Source organism: Vagococcus sp. QWL-13, assembly GCF_058683555.1.
Genome location: NZ_CM178746.1, coordinates 1,555,389 through 1,571,605, shown reverse-complemented (window position 1 = coordinate 1,571,605; position 16,217 = coordinate 1,555,389). Strand labels below are relative to the sequence as shown.

The following is a 16,217-nucleotide window of genomic DNA, read 5'->3' as shown; positions in this document are numbered from 1 at the left end:
AATGATTGAAACGGATATTGAGACGGCAGAAAAGATGGATAATCATTTAAAGATTCAACCCATCTGATTGCTTCTCAAATATCCGTTTTTATTTTGTTTTCATGTAAAGATTTTTTAGATCTGTTTAAAACAGCTTATTGCTAAAAATAGTGCAAAATTAGCGAACACAACGTAACAAAAATGACAAAACTATAACAAATGAAAAACAAAACCTTGGTTATATTTCTTTTGTATTTTTTATTGCGAAATAATTACAAATGTATTACAATTAAAGGACGCTATGACGGACTAAAAATCTTTTTAAATAGATGCATGAATGAATCATGGGATACAAATAGAATATTTTCAAGGAGAATATTATGGATGCACACAGATAAAAAAAATAAAAATTATATTACAAGTTTAGACGGCCTGAGAGCTTTTGCGGTCTTACTGGTTCTCGGATATCATTTCAGAATTCCTTTCTTCAATGGCGGGTTCATTGGAGTTGACATATTTTTTGTACTATCGGGTTACTTAATCACAACTATTTTATTAAAGGAGTGGCAGCGAAGAAAATCGATTGATTTGAAATTATTTTGGAAAAAACGCCTGAAACGATTATATCCCGCACTGCTTTTTTTATTGAGCATCACAACTTTATTTGCAATTATTCTTATTCCTAAACATTTCCAATCAGTTCTAAAGGCGGATACAGCGGGGCTTACATTGCTAAGCAATTGGTGGTATATTTTTCAAGAAGTTCCTTATGCAGATTTTTTTGCCGAACCTACACCATTGAAACATTTATGGTCTTTGGCAGTAGAAGGGCAATTTTATTTATTTTACCCAGTAATTATTTTGCTCTTTTATCATATTTTCAAGCGTAAACGCTATTTTTTTTACGGTTTGTTCTCTATCGGGGCAGTATCCTTTTTAACAATGCTGTTGCTTTATCAGCCAGAAAAAATCGACCGAATCTATTACGGGACAGATACCCGAGTTTTCACACTTATTTTAGGCAGTCTTTTAGCTTTTGTCTGGCCTTATGAACGTTTGAATAAAAGCCCTCATCCGTCCACCAAGGCAGCTCTTGATGCTATCGGTGTGCTCGCGATAGTCTTGCTGGCTGCAGCTGTAGTATCAGTAACGGAGTTCACACCATTCTTGTATCAGGGCGGCTTTCTGCTGGTGGCTTTGATAACAGTGACGTTATTGGCTATTATTATTCATCCGGGGACATCTTTAGGCAAATTATTCTCTCATCCGGTTTTATGTTGGATTGGCAAGCGGTCCTACAGTCTTTATCTTTGGCACTATCCGATCATCGTTCTGTCAACTCCTTTAAGAATCGGTGGAGATTTCCGTATTATACTGGTGATGTCACAAATTACTTTAAGTTTTCTGCTGGCTCATTTTTCTTATGAAATGATTGAAAAACCTTTCAGAAAATCTAGTTTGAAGGAAATTAGACCGGAAATCAGCTCTTATTGGCATGACAATAAAAAAAGTCTGTTGAAAAATGGAGCGGTCATCATGGTTTTCTTGGGGATTATTTCCGGAACGAATTATTTTTTTAATAAAGAATTGGCCACTCAGGCAAAAGAAAAAATCGTGGTGAAAAAAGATCCGCCAAAAAAAACTTCCGAGTCCGTCGTAGAAGTCAAGCCTAAAATCAACCAAATTTTTGCCGTTGGCGATTCGGTCATTTTAGGTGCCGAGCAGGAAATAGAAAGTCGTTTCCCGGGGACTGTCGTCGATGGAAAAGTCAGCAGACAGTTGGAAGAGGGCAGGGAAATCATTAAAGAAAAGTACAAGGATCAGTTAGATGAACAAACTCTCCTTATTCTTGAATTAGGGTCCAATGGTCCTTTTTCCGAAAAAGAGTTGGATGAGCTTATCGACTACACTGCGCCCGCCCAGTTGGCATTTATTACAATTAAAATTCCGTTCAACTGGGAAAATCAAGTCAACAATATATTGAAAGATGCGGCGAACAGTAAAAATAATATCCTTCTAATAGATTGGCATAGCTATGTTTCCGAGAACTTGAGTCTGTTAGAAAGCGATGGTGTTCATCTCAATCCATCTGGAGCACAAGCCTATACGGATTTGATTGAACAAACTATCAGCAGTGCGTATAATATTGACTTGAAAGAAAAGAAGTCTCCGAAGTCTGAGGAATCAGAGAATAAACCGGCAGATAATAAAGACTCAGATGAAACGAAAAAACAATAAACTAAGCTGTAGCAAGCCCGTCCTTCAAAGGTTAGATTATTATTCTAACTTTTGAAGGTTTTTTTGATAGAGAGGAGGTCTAGTTGACATAATAAATTTATAAAACACACCTAGGTTTTATATCAAAAATGATGAGCTGTTTATTCATTGTATATTTTAGAATATCGGAAAAAATTAGGAAGACTGGCGCTCTAATGCATAAAATCATGGGAAAAAAGGAAAACAATTTATTCTAATCAAGGATAATTGTGCTAAACTATGAACAGAACAAAGGGTTAAAATAAGGGAACAAAAGGAGTTTAAAATGACAACCAAGAAAAAATATTTTTCACTGGCATTACTGTGTTTGATGAGCAGTTTCTTATTGACTGGCTGCCAAGATATCAAAATGTGGTTTAAAGGTTTTGAAGAAAGTTTTAAAGGGTTGGAAATGACAATCAGAACTTATGATGAAGAAAGTCAGATTATGGATGAAGTGGTGGGAAAGTCAATTAAGTTAGAGAGAGATGATACCTTTGATTCCGATGAGGAAAGTCAAGACTCCAGCGTGATTCAAATTACAATCGGCAATAAAGAAATGCACCACGTGGGCTCATCCATGATTATTGAAGAATCTGGACTAGAGAATATTTTTGATGAGTACAGTGAAACCGTAGATATCAAAAATCTTGATCGCGGCATCCCGGTAGTGAATGCAATGGTTAATGACTTTAAACAGTCTTTTAGCGGAAAAGAAAAGGTGATTCTGATCCGAAGTCAAAACGGTACACCCCTAGCGACTTATGCGGGGGAAAAAGTATCTTTGTACAAAACAGAAGTTCCTAAAAGTACAGGTATTTTAATCGACGGGAAGTATTTGTTTCTTTACCGGTGTGATTATACAATTTATGATTTAGAACTCTTTGAATAAGGTGATGAGAGGATTATTTAAATGAAGGAACAAGAATATTTGATGATTGTAGCGATGGAGGAATGTGCCGAAATCCAACAAGCCTTGTCTAAAGCATTGAGATTTGGTTTGGAGGATGCCCATCCGGAAACACCGGAAATCTCCAACGAAAAACAAGTGCTGACAGAATTTTATCAACTATGTGCAGTAATGGAGATGTTGCAGAAAAAGCAAATACTGCAATCTCTGTCTGCAATTGAAATTGATATCATCAAATCTGAAAAACTCGATAAACTTGCACATTTTATGGCATATTCCAAAGACAAAAAAATATTATGACAGCCGTAGACTAACTAACGGCAAAAGATTAAAACTGAGAGAACAGCTTCTAATGTTCTCTTTTTTTTATTTTTTCACAAAAATATTTGAAAATCAGCTTGCCTTTTTTTGTGAAAACTCATACAATAATTATCGAGAGTGAAAATCATTCTCAATTAAAAGGAGGCCTACTTGAAAAAGATAATACTGCTGATTACTTTGGTAATTTTAGCGATAAGTTCAATATTTGTTGGTGTTCAAAGCATTTCTATCAGTGATATTTTTCATTTAAATTCAAATCAGGCACTTGTACTATGGAGTACGAGAGTCCCTCGAACCATGAGTTTGATCATCGCTGGGGCTACCGCCAGTGTTTGCGGATTGATCATGCAGCATCTGACTCAAAATAAGTTTGTGTCACCAACGACTGCAGGAACGATGGACAGCGCCCGGCTGGGTATTTTAGTGGCGATGGTTTTCTTTCCAAATGCCTCAACGCTTAACCGGTCATTGCTTGCCTTTGTCTTTTCTTTTTTAGGCAGCATGCTGTTTATTCAGTTAATCAACTATTTGCCTCATAAAAATCAAATAATGGTTCCGCTGATTGGTTTGATGTTTGGAAATATTATCGGCTCCATCGTGACATTTTTTGCCTATCAGCTGCAACTGATTCAAAACATGTCTTCTTGGCTGCAGGGAAACTTTGCGACAGTAGCACGAAATGGTTATGAATTGATTTATTTAAGTGTTCCCTTACTTCTGATTGCTTACATATACGCCTATCAATTTACTCTGGCAGGCATGGGGAAAGAAGTATCATCAAGCTTGGGATTGAATTACCGTCTCACCCAATTGTTTGGGCTTGGGATAGTTGCGATTGCCAGCAGTGTCATGCTTGTGACCATTGGCAATTTACCTTTTTTGGGAATTGTCATTCCTAATCTGGTTTCTCTTTATATGGGGGACCAGATGAAACAAACCCTTTGGCTGACAGCTGGTGCGGGCAGTACGTTTCTGATTTTTTGTGATATTATTTCCCGGATTATCATACAGCCTTTTGAAGTACCGGTCAGCTTAGTTGTGGGAATCATCGGCAGTGTCATTTTTATCATTCTTTTGTTTAAAGGGGGGAGAAAATGACCAGAATTTTAGGGAAAAACGGGGTTAAATTTATTTTTCTTGTTATTGCAGTAGTTGGATGTTCTGCTCTTTTTCTTACCTATAATACTTATGGGAATTTTGAGTTTGCATTGGCTTTTCGCGGCAAGAAATTTATCGCTTTTGTCTTGGTTGGCATTGCTACAACCTTTGCTACGATTACATTTCAAACCATCACCAACAATCATTTTTTAACACCCAGTATTCTGGGCTTTGATTCTCTTTATGTCTTGGTGCACACACTGCTCTTTTTCTTTTTTGGGGTTCAGGTATCCAGTCTGTTGAATCGAACGATTCCATTTTTTTTGCTTAACGTTTTCTTCATGGTTATCTTGAGCGGAGTTTTATATTTCTTTCTGTTGAAAAAGGGAACTCAGGATTTATACCTCTTATTGATGATCGGGATGATCTTAGGAACCCTTTTCAGCAGTATCAGCACTTTTTTGCAAGTGGTTTTGGACCCTAATGAGTACGATAAATTGCAAGGAAAGTTGTTTGCCAGTTTTTCAAATGTGGATATTTCTTTGATTGGGATTGGTTTCCTTTTAGCAAGCTTAGCTATAGCCTATTTATGGCTTGCTGCACCCACACTGGATGTTCTTCATTTAGGCAGAGATCAGGCGGTCAGTTTGGGAGTCAATGTGACTGCTCTGCAAATAAGGCTGTTGCTAGTCGTCAGTTTGTTAGTCGCTCTATCCACAGCACTTGTAGGTCCAGTGACTTTTTTAGGGTTTATAGTGGTTAATTTGACCTACCAGTTGATGTCTACGTTTAAGCACAGGTATTTGTTTATTGCAGGGAGTCTGATTAGTATTTTGTTGTTAGTTTCCGGTCAATTTTTAGTGGAACAAGTATTTAAATGGAACACTACCATGAGTGTGGTCATCGAATTTATCGGCGGGATTTATTTTGTCGGAAAAATTCTTCATGAAAGGAAGCAAGAGCATTGATGAAAATAAAAAAAGTTTCAAAACATTATGGCAATAGAAATGTCATAGAAGATGTGAGTCTTGATATTTCAGAAGGAAAGCTCACTGCTTTGATCGGTCCTAATGGCGCCGGAAAAAGTACGCTTCTATCCATGATGAGCCGGCTGATAGATAAAGATATCGGGGAAATTTACCTTGACGGCAACGAAGTGAAAAGCTGGAAACAAAATGAGCTGGCAAAAAAACTGGCTATTCTAAAACAGTCTAATCATGTCAATTTAAAGCTGACAATTCGAGAACTGGTGACTTTTGGCAGGTTCCCCCATACAAAAGGGAGACTCACTCAAGCAGACAATCAAATAGTCGATGAGGCTTTGAGTCACTTCGGTTTGACAGATATCCAAGACCAGTTTATTGATTCCTTGTCAGGAGGACAATTGCAGAGGGCATACATTGCCATGATTTTTGCGCAAGATACGGACTACATTTTATTAGACGAACCTTTGAATAATCTGGATATGAATTACGCCGTGCAAATGATGAAGATTTTAAAAGACTTAGTAGTGTTTCACGGAAAAACAGTTATCATTGTTTTACATGATATTAATTTTGCCGCTAGTTATGCTGATGAGATCATCGCCATGAAAAAAGGAAAATTATTTCTACATGACCATACAGAAGAAGTTATAAAAAAAGAAGTGCTTGACCGGTTATACGATATGAGCATCAAAGTATGCGAAATGGAGGGCAAGCGGTTTTGTTTATATTTTAATTAGCAGAAATTAAAGGAGAGAAAAACGGATGAAAAAAACCTTGAAAGTTATAAGTGTATTAGTATTGGCAGTAGCGGTTTTCGTTGGCTGTGGGAAAAGTGCTGGTAGTGGGACAGGGAAGACTGGCGACAAACAAACCGCCGATTCTAAAAAAAATGAGCATGCAACTGTGATGATTACAGATTCTGAAAATGAAACTATCGAAGTCCCAGTCAATCCGGAAAAGGTTGTTGTGTTCGATATGGGAGCTTTGGACACCATTGATAGTTTAGGGGAAGAAGCAAAAATCATCGCAGCACCAACAGAAAGTTTGCCGAAATATTTGGACAAATTTGCGGAGATAGAGTCAGCCGGCGGTATCAAGGAACCGGATTTAGAAAAAATCAATCAGCTGCAACCAGATTTGATTATCATTTCCGGTCGTCAGCAAGAGTTTAAAAAAGAGTTGAGCAGTATTGCACCCACAGTATACTTGTCAGTAGACTACACGAAGACTTGGGAGTCAACCAAAGAGAACATTCAAACCTTGGGGACGATTTTTTCAAAGGAAAAGGAAGCTGAAAATGAAGTGGAACGCTTGGAAACCAAGATTGAAGAAGTGAAACAAAAAGCGGCAGACAGCCAGTTGAAAACATTGGTAACTTTGGTTAATGAGGGTCAACTCTCCGTCTACGGTACCAACTCACGGTTTGGAATCATTCATGACACTTTCGGTTTTGAACCTGCCGATCAGGAAATAGAGGCTTCCACTCATGGACAATCGGCCTCTTACGAATACATTTTAGAAAAAAATCCTGACATCATTTTTGTTATTGACCGTACCAAGGCCATTGGCGGAGATCATTCAGAAAATGATGTGGCTAACAATGAGTTGGCAGCACAAACAAATGCCGGTAAAAATAATAAAATCATCTCCCTAGCAGCAGATGTATGGTATTTATCTGGCGGGGGCATCCAGTCCACAGATTTAATGCTGGAAGATGTAGCTGCCGCATTCGAATAACCTTTCAATTCAAGAACATCTTGTCCATCTTCACTCACATTGAAGATGGACAGGGTGTTTTAGTATCAGTGGAATGGTTTGATTTTATCAACCCCATAATTCATAATAGAACTAGCATCAACAAAGGACTAAACTCAAGTAAAATGAACGTGATGACAACAATGGGGTGAAGAAATGTCAGATGGGAAATTATTGCTGGATACATTAAAAAAACAGCGGATTTATTTTGAGTCAAAAAAGACATTTAAGTTGGAATTCCGGCTGAAACAGTTAAAACGACTAAAGAAGATGTTCAAAGACAATGAAGAAAAATTCATGGAAGCACTCTTCAAAGATTTAGGCAAACACCCGTTAGAATCATACGTGACTGAAATCGGACTGATTTACCATAGTATCGACTATATGTTGAAGCATTTACCGAAGTGGAGCAAAGCACAAAAAGTCAAAACACCGTTATTTTTGTTTCCCGCCAGAAGTTATACATTAGCCAGTCCGTACGGCAATGTGCTGATTTTATCAGCTTTCAACTATCCTTTGCTTTTATCTGTCGATCCTCTAATCGGAGCAATCAGCGGCGGCAATACTGCAATGGTAGCATTGTCGGAACATACGCCCCATGTGAACCAAGTGATTTTTGATAATTACACAAAATATTTTAAAACGGATTATTTATTTTTTTTCGTCAGTTCAAAAGAAAAGAACACATTGATTTTAAAAGAAAAATTTCAAAAAATATTTTTTACTGGAAGTCCTAGAGTGGGAAAGATTGTTTATCAAGCTGCCAGTCAGCATTTAACACCTGTTACGCTTGAATTAGGCGGAAAAAGTCCAGCCGTCGTCACTGGTCAGGCCAAAATTCAACATGCTGCTAAACAAATCGCCTGGGGCAAGTTTTTAAATTCTGGTCAAACCTGTGTGGCGCCGGACTATTGTCTAGTGGCTGCCAGTGCAGCCGAACAATTTTTAACGGAACTGGTAAAAGCTGTGAAAGATATGTATGGCAATGACCCGGAACGTTCTGCTGATTATAGCCGGCTTGTTCATGGAGATGCACTGAAGAGATTGCTGAATATCATCGACAAAGATCAGCAATACCTCTTTGCAGGAGGCAACTGCGATGTCGCTGGCCGTTACCTAGAACCGACCATTATGACAGCTTCTTTGAACACACCCCTTGAAAGCATGAAAGAAGAGTTGTTTGGTCCAGTGCTCCCGGTATTGATTTATGATGATTTAACTGAAGCCATTAAGTTTATCCGACAACACGAACCCCCTTTAGCTTTTTATCCTTTTTCTGAAGACAGAAAAGAAATCGAAACCCTATTGACAAGCTGTCAATTCGGGGGAGCAACAGTAAATGATACTGTCCTGCATTTGGCCAATATCCATCTGCCTTTCGGTGGGGTAGGAAATTCAGGCACAGGCCGCTACCATGGCAAATATTCCTTTGAAACTTTTACCCACCAAAAAGCTATTTTAGACAGAAAGACATTCTTGTCCCTGCCATTGATGCTTCCGCCTTATACATCAAAAAAAGAAAAAATCATCAAGAAATTTTTAAAATAAAAAGATGAAAATATTGTAACAGGAGGTTGTTAATCATGAGAAATCATGAAGTCAAAACTGTTAAAAATTTGCTGAACGTACAGGGCCATTTGGATGAACCAGGTTGGTCCCGCTCTTTAGTACAAGTTTATGACCGCCGGCAAATCAAAGCACCAAAATGGCGTATCAAAGAGTGGGATTACTATATTATTCAAAATTCGGAATATGTTTGCTGCTTTACTGTTTCTGACAACGGATATATGGGGTTGGAGTCTGTCTCTTTGATTCATTTGAAAACACAATATCAGCATACGGAATCCATTGTGATACCCTTTCCAATGGGGAAATTAAATATGCCTGCTAGCTCAGTCAGTGGAGATGTCCACTATGAAGACAAACGGTTACGTTTATCTTTTAGTCATGTGAACAATCAAAGAAAAATACTCTGCGAGTTTAAAAAATTCAAAGATAATCAGGATTTTTTCTGTGAGTTCCTGTTGACTGAAACGCAGCCGGACAGTATGGTGATTGCTACACCATGGCCAGAAAATAAAAAAGCCTTCTATTATAATCAAAAAATAAATTGCATGACGGCAGAAGGGTACGTCACATTGGGGGATAAAACTATTGTCTTCAGACCGGCAGACACTTTTGCAACACTGGATTGGGGACGCGGTGTATGGACCTATGATAATACATGGTACTGGGGCAATGGAAATGGGTTTGTTGAAGGAAAGCGTTTCGGTTTCAACTTAGGTTATGGCTTCGGCGACACTTCAGCTGCCAGCGAAAATGTGCTTTATTATGACGGAGTTCTGCATAAGCTGGATGATATTTTATTTAAGCATGACAGTGATTATTTACAACCATGGGAGATTACTTCTTCAGACGGCAGGTTTGAAGGAGACTTTGTGCCTATTTTAAATCGCAGTGCTCTCACAGACTACAAAATCATCGTTTCTGATCAGCAGCAGGTTTTTGGCAAATTAACAGGGGAAGTCATCCTAGATAATGGCAAAAAGCTTCAACTGAACGAACTGATTTGTTTTTTTGAGAAAGTTCATAATAAATTTTAAAAAAAGTGAAGAGCCTTGATGTGTAAGACTATTCTTTTTACCGAAGATCTGACACTACGAACTTACAAAATTGAAAGAAAAAAAGCAGGGGGATATGTTATAATTTTAAAAGCATGGTTTTTCATCTTTAACAGTAATTTCTGGGATGAAGTCATGTTATAAAAATAGTATCTAAACTTTTTATGGAGATTTTAAAAGTTCAGTAAAAGGATCATTCTTTATAGATGATACGGAGTAAAGGAGAAAGATTAGTGAGAAGGTTAAAATTGAAATGGTGTTCATTTATCATTATATTCAGCATCTTTTTGAGTATCATTCCTCAAAGAGTTTATGCAGAAAGCCCTTCAATGATGGATTTAGTCAATGAATCCGGCTATGAAGTCCAAGAGTACAACCGGCCGAAGTCTGCGGTTTTGATTGATGCCAACACGGGGAAATATTTATGGAGTGAAAATCCTGATGTACCTAGAAACCCCGCAAGTATCATTAAGCTGCTGGTCGTTTACCTGACTTATGAAGCTATCAGGGACGGCAAGATCAGTCTTGATACAGAGGTCACAGCCACACACCGTCATGCGGCTATTTCTGAAATCTATGAATTAAGTAACAGTAACATCGTCGAAGGCGTGTCTTATCCAGTGAAGGAATTATTTCCGATGGTCTTTGTCCCGTCATCAAATGTGGCCACAATTATGTTGTCAGAACTGGTTGAAAAAAACCCGGTAGTTTTTTTAGAGAAAATGAATGAAAAAGCGCAGGAACTGGGTATGGAAAATACGACTATCTATAATGCTACCGGGGCACAAATCTCTGCTTTTCAAGGATTGTATGCGGAGGAAGGCGTTGATATCAGCACCCTGCAAACAACAGCCGACAATGTGACTACGGCAAAAGATTTAGCAGTTTTTACATACCATTTATTGGATAATTTTCCTGAAATACTGGAATATACTAACCGTTCACAAGTGACAGTCATGGCAGGAACCCCTTATGAGGAAACTTTTGATTCCTATAACCACTCTTTGCCGGGAGCTGATTACGATTATGAGGGAGTAGACGGCATAAAGACCGGTTCCAGTGCTTCTGGCGGTTTTAATATCTCCATGACAGCTAAACGAGGAGACTTGCGTCTGATAACAGTTGTGCTGGGGGTAGGGGATTGGTCCGATCAGAATGGCGAATACTATCGCCATCCCTTTGCCAACGCCATGCTGGATTACGGTTTTAATCACTTTGAATACAAGGAGCTCCTTCCTGCGGGAAAACAGCAAGTAAATGAGGAAGATATCATCTTGTCAGACAATCTTTTGGACCTTGTTCCCAAAGGAGAGACCGCAACTTTTAAATTAGGAGAAGATAATCAATTGGAGGCGGAGAGCAGCTTGTCCGTCATCTCCCCAACAATTTCTCCCGTAAAAATACCTTTTGAAAGAGAAAAATCAATCATCAGCAAAATGGACTTAAGTGCACTTGACAATAAGGAAATCAGTCTTTTAGATAAAATCATCAAAATTTTTTCAAACAATCTTTTACTATTGATTAGTTTGATTGCATTGATAGGCCTGATTCTGTTGGTCATCGTTACAATGGTTGCTGAAAACCGCAGGAAAAAAAGAAGACAAATGTTGAGAAAAACCAGAGGCAGAAGGTCACATTGATTTTTTAAAATAAGGTTGACCCATAAGTAGTTTCAAAACTTAAAATGAAGAAACATATAAAACCATACATCCCATGAAATCACTGTTTTAGAAAAGTGGTTTCATGGGATATTTTCTATTTTGAAATCTTAGTTCAGCTCTATTTCTATAATTTTTAACCATTTGTATCCATTTGCGGTTTCCGCACAGTAGGAGAAGAAAATCACGGGAATATATAGCGAACGAAAAGGCATTCATTTTCAGTTAATATTCGTGTTTTTTCAATATCTCTTACATTGTCAAAAAATGATAGCGGTAACAGTGAAAATCATACGAAATATATGGTATTATAGTAAGTGTAATAGTTAATATATTTTTTATTATTTCTGATTCTAAACGAATTAATTACCATTAATTTGAAAGTAGGTGAAAATATGGTTGAAAAACCGACTGAGAACGAACAAAACACTTTGATTAGAAAGGAGAAAGAGACATTCAACACCGGCGAAAACTTTTTCGCACAGCATCTTTTGGGACTCCATCAGGAAACTGATCACCAGTATACATTTAGAGTTTGGGCGCCGAATGCTGAAAAAGTCTGGGTAATCGGAGATTTTAATCAGTGGGAGCAAACCGATTTGATGACTCTGGATTCCCAATGGGGCATTTGGGAAATCACACTTGATACTCCCCAAGAAGGACAGTTGTACAAATTTAGGATTCAACAGCAGGGCGGCACGATTATTGATAAAATTGACCCGTTTAGCTTTAAATTCGAGAAACGTCCTAACAATGCAGCAGTCATTTATAACTTTCCTGAAAAAAAATGGCGTGACGGACTTTGGTTTGCACGTAAAAAAAGAAGCGATTATTTTAAACGTCCATTGAATATTTATGAAGTGCACAGCAGTTCATGGCGTCAGCATCCAGATGGCACTCCATATTCTTTCAAAGAACTAAAGGAAGAGATGATTCCTTACGTTAAAAAAATGGGTTATACCCACATCGAATTTATGCCGCTGATGGAACATCCACTTGGCAGGTCATGGGGCTATCAACTGACAGGATATTTTGCTTTGAGTTCCTATTTTGGGACGCCAGAAGAATTTCAGGACTTTGTGGAAGCTTGTCATTTGTCAAACATCGGTGTCTTGATTGACTGGGTGCCGGGGCATTTTTCTGTCAACAATGATGCATTGGCTTATTATGACGGCACGCCGCAGTTTGAGTATTTTGACCCCGATCGGGCAAAAAATGTGCGCTGGGGCAGTCTGAATTTTGACTTAGGCAAACCGGAAGTCCAAAGCTTTTTGATTTCCTGTGTGTTGTTTTGGATAGAAGAGTACCATGTGGACGGCATTCGGGTGGATGCAGTCTCAAGTATGATTTATCGTGATTATGATGACGGTTATTGGACCCCTAACCACGAGGGCGGCAACCGGAATTTTGAAGGTTATTATTTCTTGCAAAAATTAAATGCCGTAGTGAAAGGGCGCCATCCTGAAGTTTTGATGGTAGCTGAAGAAAGTTCTTCCGAAACCAAAGTAACAGGTTTGATCGAAACAGGTTCTTTAGGATTTGATTTCAAGTGGAACATGGGTTGGATGAACGATGTTTTGAGATTTTACGAATTGGATCCTATTTACCGCAAGCATAATTTCAACTTAATCACATTTTCATTTATGTATATGCTTAATGAAAATTATATCTTACCTCTTTCCCATGACGAAGTTGTTCATGGCAAAAAAAGTCTCATGCACAAAATGTGGGGAGACCGCTATAAACAATTTTCCCAGCTTCGTAATCTATATACGTATATGATTACTCATCCAGGGAAAAAACTTTTGTTTATGGGCAGTGAGTGGGGCCAGTTTTTAGAGTGGAAGTTTGATGAGCAACTGGAATGGGTAGACTTAAATGACCCTCTCAATCACTCTATGCAAAACTTTACAGCACAGCTCAATCAATTTTACAAAGATGAGAGGGCGTTATGGGAGTTGGATGATACCCACGAGACCCTTGAAATCATCGATGCCGACAATAGTGATGAAACGGTTTTAAGTTTTATCCGTCACGGCAAACGTAAAAAAGACTTTTTGATTGTGATATTGAATATGACACCGGTGGAGAGAAGGAATTTCACTGTGGGCGTGCCATATCCGGGAACGTACAAGGAAGTCTTTAACACAGAGATGAAAGAATTTGGAGGTACCTGGACTTCTCATAATCCTGATTGTCAAACAGTGCCGCAAGAATTCAAGCACTACACAGAGACTATCAATACGACTGTACCGGCTTTAGGTGCCATCGTTTTGAAGCCAGATTCAATCAAAATTAGGAGAGCCAGATAAGGAAAGGAGGATGGTGAAAGAATCTTCTTTCACCAAATACATTATGAAAACTGATATGCTAGCAATGATTTTAGCTGGCGGCCAAGGCACCCGTTTAGGTGAAATCACTAAAACGATTGCCAAACCGGCAGTACCTTTCGGAGGACGTTACCGCATCATCGACTTTACACTGAGCAATTGCGCCAATTCCCGTATCGGAAATGTAGGTGTAGTGACCCAGTATCAGCCTTTGACTTTAAATCGTCATATTGGTAACGGGGCAAGTTGGGGATTGGACGGGATAGACACCGGGGTAACGATATTACAGCCCTTTTCCAGCTCTGAGGGGAGCAAGTGGTTCGCAGGAACCGCCCACGCAATTTATCAAAATATAGATTATATTAATGACATCAATCCTCAATACATTTTGATTCTTTCCGGGGACCATATTTATAAGATGGATTATGGCGAAATGCTGGAAACTCACCAAAAAAATAATGCCTCATTGACGATTGCGGTCATCGAAGTGCCGATGGAAGAAGCTTCACGGTTCGGTATCATGAATATAGATGAAAATGACCGGATCATCGAATTTGAAGAAAAACCGGAAAACCCGAAAAGCAATTTAGCGTCTATGGGTATCTACATTTTCAATTGGGAACGTTTAAAGAGTATTTTGATTAATAGTTACAACAAAGAAGACAATATGCTGGATTTTGGTCAACATGTCATTCCGTTTTATTTGGACAGTGCTGAAAATGTGTTCGTTCACCGTTTCGAAGGTTACTGGAAAGACGTTGGAACGATTGACTCCTTATGGCAAGCCAACATGGATTTTATCAATCCTGACAATGAGCTGAACATGAGAGATAGAGGTTGGAGAGTTTTTGGTAAAAACACGATTTCTCCGCCGCATTTCCTCACGAAAACAGCTTCAGTCTCACATTCTTTGATAGTGGACGGTTGTTTCGTTTCCGGGAAAGTCGAAAACAGTATTTTATCCAGTGATGTTCAAGTGAAAGAAAACGCCGTAATCAAAGACAGTTTTATCATGCCAGGAGCAGTGATTGGTAAAGGAGCGTACATCAATCGCGCTATTATCGGAGAACATGCGGTAATAGGTACAGATGCTGTTATTGACGGAGCCGATGAGATTGCAGTGGTCGGGTACTCAGAAGTGATAGGAGTGAAAATCGATGAGAACTAATAAACTATGTGCTGTGCTATCAGGTATTAAGAAGTTTGACGATTTAAAACCATTGACAAATAAGCGTCCTCTTGCTACACTGCCATTTGATTGTAAATACCGGCTGATAGATTTTCCTCTATCGAGTATTGTCAATGCGTCAATCAATACTATTTTTATGATATTTAATGAAGATGAAACCCAATCTGTCTTTGACCATTTAGGCGGAGGAAAAGAATGGAATTTGGATGCAATCCAGCACCATTATTTCATCCATCTTTATCAAGAATTTCTTAAGAAAAAAGAACAAGGCAAACCATATTACGATAAGTTGATAGATTATCTGCATAAATCCAAATCCGAGTACACGGTGGTCATGGGGAGCAAAATCCTCTGCAATATTGACCTTCAAGCCGTGTTAAAGGTTCATCAGAATCAAAACAATGATATCACTGTCGTCTATAAACGGGTACCGGAAAACCGTATCATGGCTTCTGATAATTTAATTAATATCAGTGATACAGGTACGATTACAGGCTCTTATCTTCTTGAAGAAGCAGAAGAAAGAGGAGATTCCCACAATCTGTCCATGGAAATATACCTTGTTCAAACGGATTGGCTGATTGATTTGCTTGAAAAAGGTCAGAAGGAAGGGGCATCTGCCGACCTTCACGTGATCATTCAGCATCAAATACAGAAAATTAAGAGTTCGGCTTACGAGTACACCGGCTATTTAGGTAATATTTTCGATATAGATTCTTATTACCAAGTCAGTATGGATATGCTGGAGGTCAGTAGGTTTAACTCGTTACTTTATTCAAACAAAAAAATCTATACAAAACTGAAAAACGAAGTGCCGACTTATTATTCTGATACATCTGAAGTAGTTAACAGTCACTCTGCTACCGGCTGCTTTATCGAAGGAAGCGTCAAGCATTCGCTATTGTCGAGAAAAACCATCATTAAACCTGGTGCGGAAGTCGCAGACTCCATCGTTTTGCCAAATGTTTCCATCGGAGAAAACGCAAAAGTTAAATACGCGATTTTGGATAAAAATGTGATTGTAGAAAATGGTGCGGAAGTCATCGGTACTCCTGACAATATTAAGGTGATTGCCAAAGGAGTCGTTGTTTCCAAGGAAAGTTAAGGAAGGGTT

General features: G+C 38.5%; 13 protein-coding genes. All 13 read left to right on the top strand.

Annotation, left to right across the window (positions count from 1 at the left end; all coding sequences use genetic code 11):
* Window positions 1-363 precede the first annotated feature (363 nt).
* The 13 genes from AC4PHI_RS07310 (at window position 364) to glgD (ending at window position 16,208) form a co-directional block, all read left to right on the top strand.
* On the top strand, window positions 364-2,217 hold the full coding sequence (locus tag AC4PHI_RS07310) for an acyltransferase family protein (protein ID WP_492199262.1): 1,854 nt from the start codon (window positions 364-366) through the stop codon (window positions 2,215-2,217).
* Window positions 2,218-2,521: 304 nt separating this feature from the next.
* Entirely contained in the window at window positions 2,522-3,127 is a 606-nt protein-coding gene (locus AC4PHI_RS07305; RefSeq protein WP_492199261.1) for a DUF5052 family protein, read from the top strand.
* Between the two features lie 21 nt (window positions 3,128-3,148).
* A complete protein-coding gene (locus AC4PHI_RS07300) occupies window positions 3,149-3,445 on the top strand; it encodes a hypothetical protein (RefSeq protein ID WP_492199260.1) in 297 nt (98 codons plus the stop codon).
* 171 nt (window positions 3,446-3,616) lie between these two features.
* Window positions 3,617-4,564: an ABC transporter permease gene (locus AC4PHI_RS07295; protein ID WP_492199259.1), complete on the top strand. Its 948-nt coding sequence runs from the start codon at window positions 3,617-3,619 to the stop codon at window positions 4,562-4,564.
* A complete protein-coding gene (locus tag AC4PHI_RS07290) occupies window positions 4,561-5,532 on the top strand; it encodes an iron chelate uptake ABC transporter family permease subunit (RefSeq protein WP_492199258.1) in 972 nt (323 codons plus the stop codon). The genes AC4PHI_RS07295 and AC4PHI_RS07290 overlap by 4 nt, the downstream gene beginning before the upstream one ends.
* Window positions 5,529-6,287, top strand: a complete 759-nt coding sequence (locus tag AC4PHI_RS07285) for an iron ABC transporter ATP-binding protein (protein WP_492199257.1) — start codon at window positions 5,529-5,531, stop codon at window positions 6,285-6,287. Before AC4PHI_RS07290 ends, AC4PHI_RS07285 begins: the two co-directional genes overlap by 4 nt.
* Before the next feature lie 25 nt (window positions 6,288-6,312).
* Entirely contained in the window at window positions 6,313-7,287 is a 975-nt protein-coding gene (locus tag AC4PHI_RS07280) for a siderophore ABC transporter substrate-binding protein (protein WP_492199256.1), read from the top strand.
* 174 nt (window positions 7,288-7,461) lie between these two features.
* The gene (locus tag AC4PHI_RS07275; RefSeq protein ID WP_492199255.1) at window positions 7,462-8,853 is read left to right on the top strand and encodes an aldehyde dehydrogenase family protein; all 1,392 of its coding nucleotides are present in this window, start codon (window positions 7,462-7,464) and stop codon (window positions 8,851-8,853) included.
* A gap of 35 nt (window positions 8,854-8,888) precedes the next feature.
* Complete coding sequence (locus AC4PHI_RS07270; RefSeq protein WP_492199254.1) at window positions 8,889-9,908, top strand: DUF2804 domain-containing protein; 1,020 nt, start codon at window positions 8,889-8,891, stop codon at window positions 9,906-9,908.
* Window positions 9,909-10,159: 251 nt separating this feature from the next.
* On the top strand, window positions 10,160-11,566 hold the full coding sequence (locus tag AC4PHI_RS07265; protein ID WP_492199253.1) for a DUF1958 domain-containing protein: 1,407 nt from the start codon (window positions 10,160-10,162) through the stop codon (window positions 11,564-11,566).
* Window positions 11,567-11,979: 413 nt separating this feature from the next.
* Window positions 11,980-13,896 carry a 1,4-alpha-glucan branching protein GlgB gene (gene glgB, locus AC4PHI_RS07260; RefSeq protein WP_492199252.1) on the top strand — a complete coding sequence of 639 codons (1,917 nt, stop codon included), beginning with the start codon at window positions 11,980-11,982 and terminating at the stop codon, window positions 13,894-13,896.
* Between the two features lie 43 nt (window positions 13,897-13,939).
* Complete coding sequence (locus AC4PHI_RS07255) at window positions 13,940-15,082, top strand: glucose-1-phosphate adenylyltransferase (protein WP_492201558.1); 1,143 nt, start codon at window positions 13,940-13,942, stop codon at window positions 15,080-15,082.
* The gene (gene glgD, locus AC4PHI_RS07250) at window positions 15,072-16,208 is read left to right on the top strand and encodes a glucose-1-phosphate adenylyltransferase subunit GlgD (protein WP_492199251.1); all 1,137 of its coding nucleotides are present in this window, start codon (window positions 15,072-15,074) and stop codon (window positions 16,206-16,208) included. The genes AC4PHI_RS07255 and glgD overlap by 11 nt, the downstream gene beginning before the upstream one ends.
* Window positions 16,209-16,217 lie beyond the last annotated feature (9 nt).

Excerpts from the sequence above, each read along its gene's own strand:
- AC4PHI_RS07280 (WP_492199256.1), top strand. The coding sequence starts at position 6,313 with ATGAAAAAAACCTTGAAAGTTATAAGTGTATTAGTATTGGCAGTAGCG.
- glgD (WP_492199251.1), top strand. The coding sequence starts at position 15,072 with ATGAGAACTAATAAACTATGTGCTGTGCTATCAGGTATTAAGAAGTTT.
- AC4PHI_RS07290 (WP_492199258.1), top strand. The coding sequence starts at position 4,561 with ATGACCAGAATTTTAGGGAAAAACGGGGTTAAATTTATTTTTCTTGTT.
- glgB (WP_492199252.1), top strand. The coding sequence starts at position 11,980 with ATGGTTGAAAAACCGACTGAGAACGAACAAAACACTTTGATTAGAAAG.
- AC4PHI_RS07255 (WP_492201558.1), top strand. The coding sequence starts at position 13,940 with ATGAAAACTGATATGCTAGCAATGATTTTAGCTGGCGGCCAAGGCACC.
- AC4PHI_RS07300 (WP_492199260.1), top strand. The coding sequence starts at position 3,149 with ATGAAGGAACAAGAATATTTGATGATTGTAGCGATGGAGGAATGTGCC.
- AC4PHI_RS07270 (WP_492199254.1), top strand. The coding sequence starts at position 8,889 with ATGAGAAATCATGAAGTCAAAACTGTTAAAAATTTGCTGAACGTACAG.
- AC4PHI_RS07310 (WP_492199262.1), top strand. The coding sequence starts at position 364 with ATGCACACAGATAAAAAAAATAAAAATTATATTACAAGTTTAGACGGC.
- AC4PHI_RS07305 (WP_492199261.1), top strand. The coding sequence starts at position 2,522 with ATGACAACCAAGAAAAAATATTTTTCACTGGCATTACTGTGTTTGATG.
- AC4PHI_RS07275 (WP_492199255.1), top strand. The coding sequence starts at position 7,462 with ATGTCAGATGGGAAATTATTGCTGGATACATTAAAAAAACAGCGGATT.